This window comes from Coleofasciculus sp. G3-WIS-01 (assembly GCF_040223135.1).
Classification (GTDB): Bacteria; Cyanobacteriota; Cyanobacteriia; order Cyanobacteriales; family Coleofasciculaceae; genus Coleofasciculus.
The window spans coordinates 1-12,978 of record NZ_JAVJZI010000132.1 but is presented as its reverse complement, the minus strand read 5'-3'; the positions used below and the strand labels follow the sequence as shown (position 1 = coordinate 12,978).

General features: G+C 43.1%; 14 protein-coding genes and 1 tRNA gene. 8 read left to right on the top strand and 7 right to left on the bottom strand.

What is annotated here, in order from left to right:
* Window positions 1-347: 347 nt before the first annotated feature.
* Entirely contained in the window at window positions 348-1,262 is a 915-nt protein-coding gene (locus RIM23_RS13000) for a tetratricopeptide repeat protein (protein WP_446367672.1), read from the top strand.
* Window positions 1,263-1,356: 94 nt separating this feature from the next.
* The gene (locus tag RIM23_RS12995) at window positions 1,357-1,587 is read left to right on the top strand and encodes a hypothetical protein (RefSeq protein ID WP_446334111.1); all 231 of its coding nucleotides are present in this window, start codon (window positions 1,357-1,359) and stop codon (window positions 1,585-1,587) included.
* Window positions 1,588-1,783: 196 nt separating this feature from the next.
* Here the strand turns inward: RIM23_RS12995 and RIM23_RS12990 are convergent, their stop codons facing one another.
* The 3 genes from RIM23_RS12990 to RIM23_RS12980 all read right to left on the bottom strand — a co-directional run bounded on the left by RIM23_RS12990 (window position 1,784) and on the right by RIM23_RS12980 (window position 2,926).
* Window positions 1,784-2,200 carry a hypothetical protein gene (locus RIM23_RS12990; protein ID WP_446367670.1) on the bottom strand — a complete coding sequence of 139 codons (417 nt, stop codon included), beginning with the start codon at window positions 2,198-2,200 and terminating at the stop codon, window positions 1,784-1,786.
* Between the two features lie 141 nt (window positions 2,201-2,341).
* Window positions 2,342-2,629 (bottom strand): hypothetical protein, encoded by a 288-nt coding sequence (locus RIM23_RS12985; RefSeq protein ID WP_446367668.1) that lies wholly within the window; start codon window positions 2,627-2,629, stop codon window positions 2,342-2,344.
* 225 nt (window positions 2,630-2,854) lie between these two features.
* Window positions 2,855-2,926: transfer RNA gene (locus tag RIM23_RS12980), tRNA-Thr, on the bottom strand.
* 190 nt (window positions 2,927-3,116) lie between these two features.
* Between RIM23_RS12980 and RIM23_RS12975 the strand changes: the two genes are divergently transcribed.
* Together RIM23_RS12975 and RIM23_RS12970 are read left to right on the top strand one after the other, a co-directional pair.
* Complete coding sequence (locus RIM23_RS12975; RefSeq protein WP_446358311.1) at window positions 3,117-3,416, top strand: DUF3493 domain-containing protein; 300 nt, start codon at window positions 3,117-3,119, stop codon at window positions 3,414-3,416.
* Window positions 3,417-3,592: 176 nt separating this feature from the next.
* The gene (locus RIM23_RS12970; RefSeq protein WP_446367666.1) at window positions 3,593-4,345 is read left to right on the top strand and encodes an FHA domain-containing protein; all 753 of its coding nucleotides are present in this window, start codon (window positions 3,593-3,595) and stop codon (window positions 4,343-4,345) included.
* A gap of 76 nt (window positions 4,346-4,421) precedes the next feature.
* Here RIM23_RS12970 and recA read toward each other — a convergent pair whose 3' ends face one another.
* Window positions 4,422-5,507, bottom strand: coding sequence for a recombinase RecA (recA, locus tag RIM23_RS12965; RefSeq protein ID WP_446367664.1), 1,086 nt, complete (start codon window positions 5,505-5,507; stop codon window positions 4,422-4,424).
* A gap of 367 nt (window positions 5,508-5,874) precedes the next feature.
* Here recA and RIM23_RS12960 point away from each other — a divergent pair, with 367 nt between their 5' ends.
* From RIM23_RS12960 to RIM23_RS12945, 4 genes are all read left to right on the top strand, one after another.
* On the top strand, window positions 5,875-7,395 hold the full coding sequence (locus RIM23_RS12960; protein ID WP_446367662.1) for an MBOAT family O-acyltransferase: 1,521 nt from the start codon (window positions 5,875-5,877) through the stop codon (window positions 7,393-7,395).
* A gap of 139 nt (window positions 7,396-7,534) precedes the next feature.
* On the top strand, window positions 7,535-8,278 hold the full coding sequence (locus RIM23_RS12955) for a hypothetical protein (protein ID WP_446367660.1): 744 nt from the start codon (window positions 7,535-7,537) through the stop codon (window positions 8,276-8,278).
* A gap of 145 nt (window positions 8,279-8,423) precedes the next feature.
* Window positions 8,424-9,668, top strand: coding sequence for an exodeoxyribonuclease VII large subunit (gene xseA / locus RIM23_RS12950; RefSeq protein ID WP_446367658.1), 1,245 nt, complete (start codon window positions 8,424-8,426; stop codon window positions 9,666-9,668).
* 41 nt (window positions 9,669-9,709) lie between these two features.
* The gene (locus tag RIM23_RS12945; protein ID WP_446367656.1) at window positions 9,710-10,930 is read left to right on the top strand and encodes an L-lactate MFS transporter; all 1,221 of its coding nucleotides are present in this window, start codon (window positions 9,710-9,712) and stop codon (window positions 10,928-10,930) included.
* A 16-nt stretch (window positions 10,931-10,946) separates the two neighbouring features.
* Here the strand turns inward: RIM23_RS12945 and RIM23_RS12940 are convergent, their stop codons facing one another.
* From RIM23_RS12940 to RIM23_RS12930, 3 genes are all read right to left on the bottom strand, one after another.
* Window positions 10,947-11,144 (bottom strand): alpha/beta hydrolase, encoded by a 198-nt coding sequence (locus RIM23_RS12940; RefSeq protein ID WP_446367674.1) that lies wholly within the window; start codon window positions 11,142-11,144, stop codon window positions 10,947-10,949.
* A 147-nt stretch (window positions 11,145-11,291) separates the two neighbouring features.
* On the bottom strand, window positions 11,292-12,380 hold the full coding sequence (locus RIM23_RS12935) for a hemolysin family protein (protein ID WP_446367654.1): 1,089 nt from the start codon (window positions 12,378-12,380) through the stop codon (window positions 11,292-11,294).
* Window positions 12,381-12,740: 360 nt separating this feature from the next.
* A partial coding sequence (locus tag RIM23_RS12930; RefSeq protein ID WP_446367652.1) for a hypothetical protein occupies window positions 12,741-12,978 on the bottom strand: 238 nt, incomplete at its 5' end.

The window sequence follows — 12,978 nt, the reverse complement described above, 5'->3', positions numbered from 1 at the left end:
ACTACTCTTATAGTGTAGCAGATTAACCACTACAATGTCCAGAAATAAAACATTAAAAGTGGCTAGAAACTTCATCAAAGGCTTGTCGAAAAAGTCCCGATGGCAGGGGGAGGCTTGAGACCCAAGTTTTCGGTCAAGCCCTGAAGCATCCGCCCGGAGTTCAAACTCGCGGCTAAAAGCTACTGTTAAAATGGACTAAAACTCTTATGTAGTCGTCTAAAGACGACTTGAGCTTAGGGTTCCTTGGATTTTAACCCAAGGCGATTGTTAAATTTTGCCTTCTGTTTCTGTCATCTGCCTTGTTCTGGTGTCATCTGCTCGATCTCGTAGACTATTGTTTTAGCCCCATGTATTTGTCCTTACCCCAACGACTTAACTCACTCAGCTTGGCGACAGCGACGCTGCTGTTGACATTCCTATCGCCGATTTCCCTATCTCCTTCTCTGTCTGTGTCTCTATCGACGCAGGTACAAGCACAAACCCCTGAAGATCAGGTTAATGAAGCCGAACAGTTGCTAAAGGAAGGGCGTGATCTGTATCAGCAGGGTCAAGCGCAGGCGGCGTTAAATCGACTGCAACAGGCGTCAGCGTTATTTGAGACAGTCAAAGCCCCCCAGGGAAAAGTGATGACTCTGACGCAAATGGGTCGAGTGTATGACAGTCTCAAGCAGTACGAGAACTCCTTAGAGGCTTATCAGCAGGCGTTAGAGATTGCCCAAGACATTGGCGATCGCCAGGAGGAAGCGATCATCCTCGATTATATGGGACTCGCCTATAACAATCTACAGCAGTACAATGATGCGATCGCTCATCATCAGAAATCACTGAAACTCTTCCAAGAGATCGGTAATCGCCGCAGTGAAGGCATTGTTTTGGGCAATATTGGTATCGCGTATCTGGCACAAGATCAAGATGCACAAGCCTTACCCTTTCTCCGAGATGCTTTAGTCATTTATCGTGAAGTTGAGGATAAACCGGGAGAGGGCATCATCCTGGATTACTTAGGATTAGCCTACGGTAAGATGAAGCAGTATGCCGAGGCGTTAGAGTCTCACCAGCAAGGATTAGCGATTTTTGAAGAACTGAACATTCCGCGATCGCAAGCCATAACCTTGTACAATATTGGTACAGTTTATAGCCAGCAGGGACAAGTGAAAATGGCACAAGAGTCCTATCAAAAAGCCTTAGCCATTTTTGAACAAGTCGATGATTCAGAAGGGATTAGAGCCACCCGTTATCAAATGGAAACACTTGCACAATAGTTGAACCTTAACTTATGGTCAATTATTCACAGATCAGCAAACAATAAATTCCCATGTTTTCCCGACTCGTCAATTCCCCAATCAGGAATGATCAATGACCAATGGCAACGAACCCATCTCCAAAACAGAAGCCAAGCAACTCCTGGAACGTTTAATTTTTAGCGATGAACGTCCTCAAGACTGGGTACAGGATGTTTGGGGATTGAGTCCAACCTTAGGAGAAAGTGGTGCAAAATTACTAGAGGTATTTGAAGCGTTGATTGAATGTTGTCCTGACGATAAATTGGAAAATTTAATCCAAATTTACTATCAAGACAAGTTTTAAAGGAAACACCCCATTGAACAGACCCTAACTAATTGCAAGCAATCTAGTTAGGGATTCTCCCCTGCTGTTACCACGAAGAGCCGCTGTTCTCGGTGAATACCAGGAACTTCTGCCAAGGCATTCCTCCTCGCCATTTCTGAATCGGAGTTCATAATCTTTTGATTTTAGATGGGGACTGCGCTCAACCGTTGTTCAATTAACGCCTACTTCTCAAAAGCAGTCTTGACACGTCAGCATGCATCAGGGCAATATTTGGGTCACGTTGAATCGCTTGATAGTAACGTTGCTCTCGATTTGTCCCCGCTTCATCAGGAGAAACCAGAGAACGGGCTTCGTCTAACAGTTCATTTGCCTGATGCAACGTTATCGGCTCTTTTGCACTCAACGCTTCATCAATCTGGACAATAAATTGAGAGAAAGGGCGTAGCCAACTAAACCATTCATCTTGGACAACCAATTGAAAAAACTCTCCTTTTGAACGAATACGCCCATGAAACCGTTCATACATATCGCGTTCCGAGTCGAGAAGTGCTTTATGGAGTTGCAGCAGCGCCCCACGCACATCGCGCAGGCGTTGAAATGGTAGGTTGGCGGGAGGATAGGTAAAAGACATGAACCAAGATTGCGATCGCTACTTTCTTTATCTTAGATTGAAATTAACTCTGTGTAGCGTGCCGTTCGCTTCCGCGTCAATTTAAATCCCGATAATACCTTAACCCTACAGTGGGAATAATTCGTCTTTTATCATCTCACCTTACCCAAAACTTTCAGAGGCTAACAAATAAGCCTCTCCACTACTATAATCGCTCTCAATTTCTACAAAAGCTGAATCTGTACCATCTGGGGAAAGCTGTCTTCTGGCAATCCCTTGAGTCACGATTTGCAACAACCTTCGGGGAGTAAAGGATTCCAATTCTACAAAATTACCCAACTCTAACCATTCTAGTTCCTCTGCCGACAAATTCTGCCGCACGTCCAGAGGTAATTGAATTGAATAGCAGCAGGAGGATTGAATGTAGTTTATGCGATCGCCTAGGTTCATCCTCTTAGGTATGATCGCATCTGGCAGTCTGATGAACTTGTAGCTTCTGATTGAGTCGTTGATGAATCGGGTCTAACCACACCGGAACCACAGGTTGACCTGCCTTTAGCGATGCGATCGCTTCTTCCCAGTCAAATTCTACTAACTGGAGCGATCACCATGCCCGCTTACCGCTCGCGCTCCTCTGCCTAATGTCCTTCCTATTTTCCGTACCTCTTGACATTAAGCCGATGAGCGGATTTGAACCGCTGACCGTTCGATTACGAATCGAATGCTCTACCACTGAGCTACACCGGCATTACTTGACTACTATAACAAGCTTTGGTGCAAGTAACTGCATCTTTTTCCTTCTGTGCCATGAACCCTGTGAGCCGATCACTCCAAAGATACCTTTTTTTATATTAAAGCAAGGTTTGGCATAATTCACCGCCCAAGGTGGGGATACTCATGTCACCATTAAGCTAGAGAGGTACGATCAACGAAACTCATGACCCATTCCACCCCAAACAATCGCCAGCCCCAGTCGAACCTCAAATCCCGACAGATGAGTCCGGAAAAATACGCTCGACTGAAAGCTGAGGCAAAAGCACCCTACCGAGGACTGAGAAAATTTATCTATGTAGCATTTGGTGCCTCTGGCTTTATTGGAGGGCTTGTTTTCCTGGCACAGTTAATTGCGGGTCGAGAAGTGGCGACGGCATTTCCGAATCTGGGGCTACAAATTGGCATCGTCGCCCTAATGATTTGGCTATTTCGCCTAGAACAACGGGCAGAGCGTAAGCCATAGGTTAAGATTGGCTTGAACTCAACAGGTTTGTGAGGCAACAGCCAACCTACTTAGATCTTTTAATCTCCAGGTAAAATTTCTAACCCTGTGGAGTTCATCCGAAACGATACACCAATCCGGATGTTAAAGTTCCCATTAATGGGTATTAGGTTGTTTAGGAATTGTCGGCTCGTTTTATGGAAATCGAACAACGATTGGGTCTATACCAGGTTTTCCTGAAGCTCTACGAGTATCATCGGGGTCTACTCGATGAAATTCTCCAGCTTGAGAAAACGGGTCATAAAACGTTCTCGAGCCGAACAGTTCGTTTTGTGACAGGTATTATTCAAAGTCAGCGACCTTGTCTGATGACCAATCTGGTAGAGGGGAAAACCCAAACCCTGTTTCAACCTCAGGGAATTTGGACTATCGGTCGCGATCGCCAATTGGCGATATCGATTCCCGATCCTCACTTATCCCGTCATCATGCGGCAATTTACTATCTGCAAAATAAAGGATTTTACCTGGTCGATTTTAAAAGCACGAATGGCACCTATGTCAACGGTGAACCTCTACATGGGCATATACCGCTTAAAGATGGCGATTGCATTCGACTCAGCACCCTGGCTTTTTACTTTTTTATCTGCAACGATACCCAAAAGCTCGATTCCGCCTCTCCAGAAATTATCGCGAAACTGAAAGCTTCCAAAGTTTCCTCCTCCGCAGAACCCTCCCCATCCTCAAAAAGAAAAGCCACAGATGAAGATTTGGAGTTACCTGCGAAAGTCAAAGGAAATGAAGGCGACTATCAAAAAGGAACCTCGCAATTTTTGCAAGAACTAGCGCAGCTAGAAGAATTATCTGGAGAATCGGCTTTACCTAAATTAAACTCTCATCAACGCTCAGAAATTTTAGATCGATTTTTCAGTCGGCAAATTCCCAACCCGTAAACTGGCGATTCATCTCACACCCTAATCTAGGATTTGGTGTGAGATGAATCACCGATAAAGCTAAACAACCGCTAATCTAATCTTCCTCAAAATGTTCTTGTTCTTCCTCTTGCTCCTCGTTTTCGTCTGGGTTGATGGAATTCGCTGGCACCATAGCTCCCATCTCAAGCTGTTCGCGCACTTGTTGTTCAATAGTCGCGGCAATTTCAGGATTCTCTTCAATATACCTGACACTATTGTCACGACCTTGGGCAATATTATCACCGTTGTAGCTATACCAAGCGCCCTTGCGGTTAATCACCCCTGTTTGTTCAGCCAAGTCAACCAGACATCCTAAGCGGGAAATACCTTGCCCGAAGATAATGTCAAACTCAGCAATCCGGAATGGTGGCGCGACTTTATTTTTTGCCACCTTGACCTTAGCGCGAATTCCGTATTCCCCTTCGCTGGCTTTCTTGAGTGTTTGAATCCGGCGAATGTCTAAGCGTACTGAAGCATAGAACTTCAGCGCGTTACCGCCTGTTGTCACTTCGGGAGAGCCGTAGGTGATCCCAATTTTTTGTCGCAACTGATTCAGGAAAATGACGGTGCAGCCTGATTTTCCGATATTCCCAGCAATTTTGCGTAGCGCCTTACTCATCAGACGCGCCTGCAATCCCACTTGGGTATCACCCATTTCGCCTTCAATTTCCGCACGAGGCACCAAGGCGGCTACTGAGTCAATCACAACAATATCTACAGCCGCCGATCGCACGAGTTGATCGACGATTTCCAGAGCGGATTCACCACTATCCGGTTGAGATACTAAAAGGTTGGCAATGTCAACCCCTAACGCCGATGAGTAGGTTGGATCGAGGGCATGTTCAGCGTCTACAAATGCGGCTACCCCACCACTCTTCTGAACTTCTGCTACAGCGTGCAAGGCGAGGGTTGTCTTTCCAGAACTTTCCGGTCCGTAAATCTCGATCACCCGTCCTTTGGGCAAGCCACCACCCAAGGCTAAATCTAGGGTAATTGCACCACTGGAGATGGTTTCCACCTTCATACGGGTGGCATCTCCCAAGCGCATAATCGAACCTTTGCCAAAGGTACGCTCAATCTGGTTAAGTACCAAGTTCAGGGCTTTTTCCTTTTCGGGACTGTTGGTAATTGGGGTAGCCATGGATGCCTCAAGAACTGCTATTGGAATGATGAACTACAAATCTATACAGGGATTAAGCTGAGCAAACACCTGTCCTAGACTAATATCTTTGTACTATTATACGAGTATTCAGTGAGTTGACAATAGCTATTGACAGCAGAGCGCGATCAAGTTATTGTATCCACTAGATTTTGCTGGCTGACTTGCGCCTCCTAAATCACTAGCATCTTATCGTATCCTAACCAAGGAGGTAATAATGTGTAACACCCAACACAAAAGTAAATAAAAGTAAATTTAAGTAACATTTACTTAACAAAGCCTAGGGAACTTACAACTCACTGAACTGAATTGACGACTAGCTAAATCATTCTAACTATAGAAGTATTATATGCTTTTTAATAGCTTAACTTTTTTAGTATTTTTTCTGATAACCTTTTTACTATATTACATTCCTAAACTACGTAAGCAGCAAGTTTTAATCCTGATTATAGCCAGCTTTATTTTTTACGCTTGGAGTCTGCCTATACTATTATTGTTACTGGTTTTTTCAATCCTAATAAATTTTGCTACAAGCTTCAAGGTTGCCAATACACAGAGGTCATCAAAAAGAAATCGGTTAGGTTGGGCGTTTTTAGGAGTAGCAGCAAATTTATCTATTTTGGCTCTGTTTAAGTATGGCTCATTACTTACTAATTTATTTATTCATACATTCAATATCTCAGATTTTCCAGAAGAAAGTATCATTAATTTAATCATAAATTTACCCTTACCTATAGGTATATCATTTTATACGTTTCAAGGAATTAGCCTGGTTATCGATGTCCTGCGGGAACAGGAAAATGAGTCTGAGGAAACCCAATCCATACAAACCCAAAAAGATGGGGGAAATTCTCAATTCAATTCGATTAAAAATTACTTGTTTAATACGGCGTTTTTTATATCATTCTTTCCACAGCTTATCGCTGGGCCGATTGTCAAAGCGCATGACTTTTTCCCTCAGATTCAAGCTAAATACTTTAGAGACATACCTTGGGAAATTGTATTTCGAACACTGGTGATTGGCTATTTCCTTAAAATGGTAGTAGCGGATAACTTAAAAGATTACACATTTTGGTTGACCTTTCCATACTACCAAGGATTTGGTACAGTGACCATTGTGGTTTTAATATTTGGCTACTCCATGCAAATTTTTGCCGATTTTGCTGGTTACTCTCTGATTGCAATAGGTTTAGCTGCATCTTTGGGATACACATTGCCAGAAAATTTTAAATTTCCTTATATTTCTCGTTCACTTTCGGAGTTTTGGACACGCTGGCATATATCACTTTCAACTTGGTTAAAGTCATACTTATATATACCACTGGGGGGGAATAGAAAAGGGAAATATAGAACCTATTTAAATCTCCTAATAGTGATGACTCTAGGGGGATTGTGGCATGGAGCCGCTTGGAGTTATGCCGTGTGGGGTATTTATCACGGAATTGGATTAGCCTTAGAAAGATTCTTGGGTTTAAATGAAAAATTAAAATATGACAATGTATCTATTTCTATTGGACAAAAGTTTATATTAGATTCAATTGGAGTAATAAGTGTATTTTCTTTTGTGTCTCTAGGTTGGATGTTATTCAAGTTTCCTCGATTTGAAGAAGCTTTAGATTTAATGATGACAATCTTTCGTAATATTGGGGGTAAACCGGGCTGGAGCAATATTATTCCAGTTTTAATATTTTCTTTGCCAGTTGTTCTTTATCATATTCCTCATTTTCCAACTTTTCAAAATAAATATAAAAAGTTGTATCCAAAAATATTTTTTGGTAAAATATGGCAAAATGTAGCACTTGGTCTGATGCTATTCGGTATATTAATTAACAGTGGGAATTCCAATGCGTTTATCTACTTCCAGTTCTAAGTCACCGAATAAACGGGTGTTATATAAACAGATTTTTCCCTCAATACTGATCTGTCTCTTTGTACTGACTTTTTACTCCACACTAGTTATAGGGGGAGTCATCCCTCCTAGTCCAGGAATCACTCAGAGGCAAGATAATATGATTAGAGCTCAACATTATATATATAATCAATCAGATATAGAAATTTGTCTGATAGGGAGCTCAATGATGGCAAGGCTTAACCCGGAAGATATTAATAAAAATAAATCAATAAATTTAAGCATGATTGGTCAATCCAGTCAAACTGGATTGGAGATATTGAAAAGAAATCAAAAGAAGCCATCTATAGTAATAGTTGAAATAAATGGAACTATTCAAAGAGGTATAGATCAAGAATTTATTTCCGAGTTATATAACAAGTTTCAATATTTACTTAGATTATATTTTCCTGTATTTAGAGAAGAATATAAACCAATTAGTACCCTAGTTAGTTACTTGAAGAGATTAAAAAATGGAGGAAATGAAGATGAAGAGACTGAAATTTTGAATCCAGAGATTAGAGAAAAAATACTTAAACAAATGATTCAAGAAAAAAATTATTCTTTATCAGAGGAAGTTAAGGAAAAATTGACGAAAGAAGCCAATTATATTAAACATCAGATTCAATTTTTGCAAAATCAAGGAGTGAAAATTTTTTTAGCGGATATACCTCAAGACCAAGAAATTCAGCAAACTATCAGCGAACAGCAAACGCGAAAATTGCTGAAAAAGATTTTATCTCCCGATAAGTTTTATTGGATACCCGATCCGATATCGTTGGATTTAAACACGACAGACGGAATTCATTTGGATGACTCTAGCGCCAAAGCCTATACTCATTTTTTAAAGGATCAAGTTTTATGAAATAATTTTTGAGAGATGACTTGAAGATAAAAAACAATCTAAAAGTTAGTAAATATAAACGATGGAATTAAAGCATCATATCCTATGAAAAATTAAAAATACTAATAATACCATAGGTCAATCTATTGCTAACATTTCTAGCTGAATGACTTCCTCACAGTCCAATTCATTGCTTCCAGAGACAACCCTGTCGGTGGCGGGGTTAACCGACTATATTCAAGAGGTGTTAGAGCAGGATACCCAACTCCAGAAGGTTTGGGTAATGGGAGAAGTCTCTAGTGCCAACCGCCATCGGAGTGGTATGTTTTTCACTCTGCAAGATCTACAGGGCAAGGCATCGATTCAATGCGTGGTGTGGAACTCTGTGCTAAGTAAGCTGGTGCAACTCCCCCAATCCGGAGAACAGTTGATTGCTTTAGGCAGTATCCGGATTTATCCGCAACGGGGACAATACCAGCTTATGGTTTGGCAGGCGTTGCCGGGAGGAGAGGGGTTAAAGGCGCTGCGCTACAACCAACTTCGCCAACGATTGGAGGCTGAAGGATTATTCGATGCCCAAAACAAGCGCCCTCTACCAACGCATCCGCAAACAATCGCGGTAGTCACTTCACCCCAAGCCGCCGCTTGGGGGGATATTCGCCGCACCCTACGACAACGGTATCCGGGGTTATCTGTGTTGTTTTCTCCGGCACAAGTGCAAGGGGATTTGGCACCCGAATCGATTGTGGCAGCGATTGAGCGAGTTGAGCGAGACGGGAGGGCTGAATTGGTGATTTTGTCGCGAGGGGGTGGTGCATCGGAGGATTTAGTTGGCTTTGATGATGAGCGAGTGGTGAGAGCAATCGCGAATTGTTCGATTCCAGTGTTAACTGGGATTGGTCATCAACGGGATGAATCTTTGGCAGATTTAGTGGCTGATTTTTGCGCTCATACACCCACAGCCGCCGCCGAACGAGCAGTGCCAGAGTTGGCGACACTGCGGCGCGAACATCAGCAACGTCAGGAAGCGTTACATGAGGCGGTGACTCATCATCTGGATATCTCCCGCAACCAATTACACCAACTCAAAAACCGTCTCCAACGCTTACCCCTGAACCGACAGCTACAGCAGGAACAACACGCGATCGCACAGCAGCGACAGCGATTAGCAAAAAACACATATTGGCGCATAAGTCAAGCCACTGTGCACTGCCAATTTTTAGGGCAGAAGTTAGCCACCCTTGACCCGACCAATGTTTTAAAACGAGGTTATGCTGTGGTGCGTACCGAACAGGGAAAAATTGCCCGTAATGCGGCAAGTGTCGTTCCTGGAGAAGAATTACAGATTCAGTTAGATCAGGGACAAATTAAGGTTAAAGTAACAGAAATTATTGATCAACTGATATCCTGATCGAAAGCTTAGGCTGAGATCCGCTATGTACAGGAGAGGTTATGGATAACTGGCAATCTGTTCGCCTTTTTGGGTTACCAGCAGAAAAAGGCAGATGGTTTCTAATCCCGTTAGGTTCGATGGTTCTCCTCTGTCTAGGAACAGTTTATTCTTGGAGTATCTTTCGCAAACCGCTAGAGGATTTATTTGGCATCAGCGCCACCCAAAGTGTGTTGCCTTTCACGATCTTGTTAGTCCTCTATGCCATGTTGATGCCAATTACAGGATTTTACATTGATAAGATTGGCGTGGGCAAAATTACCGCCATAGGTGGCGTGGTTACGGGAATTGGTTATATACTCTCCAGCCTAGCAACGAATATCACGTTATTAACGATTACCTATGGTGTAATCGCTGGTGCGGGAGTTGGCATTGCCTATGGTGTTCCCCTGACTGTTTCAGCCAAATGGTTTCCCGATCGCAAAGGATTGGCAGTTGGATTGACGGCGATCGGGTTTGGACTTTCTCCCTTAGTGACTGCACCCCTAGCAAAAAGCTTAATTGCTGCTTATGGAGTTCTTCCTACCTTCACGATTCTGGGGATTAGCTTAACAGCAATTATCCTTGTAATTTCAATGCTCCTAAAATTACCCCCAGTCGGATGGAAACCCCAAACAGGAACTGCAAAAGGGATCAATGAAATAACCAAAGATAAGCGGCGAGAACTATTGAAATCGTCTTCCTTCTATACTCTCTGGGTTTGCTACACCATCGGCACTTTTGTCGGACTATCTGCCATCGGGATTTCTAGCCCAGTGGCACAGGAAATGATCAAACTCGATGCTACCACCGCAGCGATTACGGTTTCTCTATTTGCCGTTTTTAATGGAATCGGGCGTCCCCTCTTTGGTTGGTTGACGGATCGGCTTCAGCCAAAGGGAGCGGCAATGATCTCTTATGTGTTGATTCTGATTGCTTCGATTTTGATGCTCAACGCGGGAGAGGGGGAAGCTTTGACTTATCTGGTTGCCTTTTCTCTGTTCTGGCTTTGCTTAGGGGGATGGTTAGCGATCGCACCGACAGCTACTCTAATTCTGTTCGATCCAGAGGACTATGCCAAGAACTATGGGATGGTTTTCACTGCCTATGGAGCAGGAGCATTGTTAGGAACTCTAGCCATCGGACAAATTCGGGATTTGTTTGGTAGCTATACCTATGCTTTCTATCCAACTGGGATTTTAGCCATCATCGGCATTATTATTGCACAATTGAAACTGGATTAACATGGAGTTTATCTCCCTACTTCAAATGATGCTTTAGAAAAGCTCCCGCTTCAGAAATTGCATCTCGTGCTTCGCTGAGCATTGGAGCAAATAAATGCATACAGTGAATCATCCCGTGCCAAACTTTAAGTTCTACCGCCACACCTGCTAAAGCCGCTTGTCGTGCCAATCGTAGCGAGTCGTCTAGCAAAACTTCTTCAGTCCCTACATGAATTTTGACGCATTTCGGTGATCGTGCTTCCCCAAGAAAAGGTATGTAACGTTTCCAGAATCAGGTTTAGTTCTTGTTGGCTCATCGCTTATCTGTATAAAGTGAACAGTTAATGTTTTATCCCGCCAAAAATGAGAGCTAAGTTCATGTTCATGTTCTCAAACGGGTAGGAACGAGGCGATCGCTCTCATCGTAAATTTCACCCACTAGTTCCTCTAGAATATCTTCTAACGTCACCAATCCAACCGTACCGCCGTATTCATCCACGATGATGGCAATATGAAAACGCTGTCGTAACATATCCTTGAGTAACGTCGCCACTCGATTGGTTTCTGGCACATAAATCGGTGGGTCCATGGCGGCGGTAACCGGGATATCGCCCTGTTCAGGTTGGGCGACTCTTAAATACTGTAGGGCTTTTTTCAGGTGAATAATACCCACAATTTCATCTTTTGATTCTTCCTGAACCGGAATCCGAGAATATCCAGTCTCTAAACAGAAATTGACTAAATTTTGTAAGGTTTCCTCGTGGGAAATTGTCCGCATTTCAATACGCGGCTTAACCACATCGCGAGCGCTTAAGTTGTCTAACATCAACGCTTTACTCAGCAGTTGATGCTTATCCAGATCGAGAATTCCTTTACCTCCTAACACCTCGATCATTAACTTGAGATCTCTTACCGACTCGCCCTCTTGCACAATCCCACCCTGAAAAAAGCGAATAGCAGTCTGGGCGATGGTTTCCAAAAAAGAAATAATGCCAAAAAAGGATAAAAATTTAGATAGCCAATAGATCGGGCGAACGACGACCTGGAAAACAGGCAATACATTATTAATTGCCAGTGACTTGGGCGTAATTTCACCAAAAATTAAGACGATAAACGTGACAATTGCCGTGGCGATGCCCAAGCCAGCACTACCCAACCACAGGGCAAAAAGATTACTGGTGAGAATAGCCGAAAAATTATTGACTAAATTATTTCCCACCAGCAGTGTCGTAATAAACCGCGATCGCTTCTCCAAAACTAGGCGAAATATACCACTGGGATCACCTTGGTCTTTGATCAGCGCTCTCAGTTTAAGATTATCTAATGCCGTGATTGCCGTTTCTGAACCCGAAAACATACCCGAAAGCAAAAGCATCACAAGCAACACGGTAACATCAAGCCAAACATTGCCCAAAAGAGGACCGATGTCTGACGCCGCAAGTAAGTAAATCGGGACTGGCAAGGCAATCATTGAAATAGCAAAACGTTGGCGAAGGCTATTTGAGCCAACTACTAAGGGATATCAGGCAGGGGGTATGGGAGAGTATCATCAGAGGTTGCAATAGTATAGCGTTTATAGTTGGTCTTGACACTCCCCCTTTTAGAAAAAGGGGGATTGGAGCGGAACTCACATTCCACATATCCTGAGAAAACAGTTCTAATTGTCTTCCCAAGTTCCCAGGCACACGACGTTTACCCTGAAGGGTGTCGTGTTTTCTCCTTAAAGCAACTGTTAATTCATGGCTCTAGCGTTTCAAACCGGGTTAGCTGCTTGGGTTTCCCACAGTCCATGGGTACCTTAATTAACTTCAAGCCATACTCAATAACGGCTTTACGCTTGATGTTTCGTGCAGCTTAGTTTTTCTATCAGCCTCTTTTGTGAGGTTCCTTTATGGCTTTTTACTACTTCCTTGATGTCTTGGTAATGCTTTTTACCGTTCAAGCGATGGGTGAAGGCTCCCACGCTCTTTAGCTGGGAGATGAAACCGAGCGAACCGTCTAGGTAGCGAATAAATTCGCCAGTCAAATAATTCGGATAACGTTCTACTATTGTGGTAATGTAAATACAA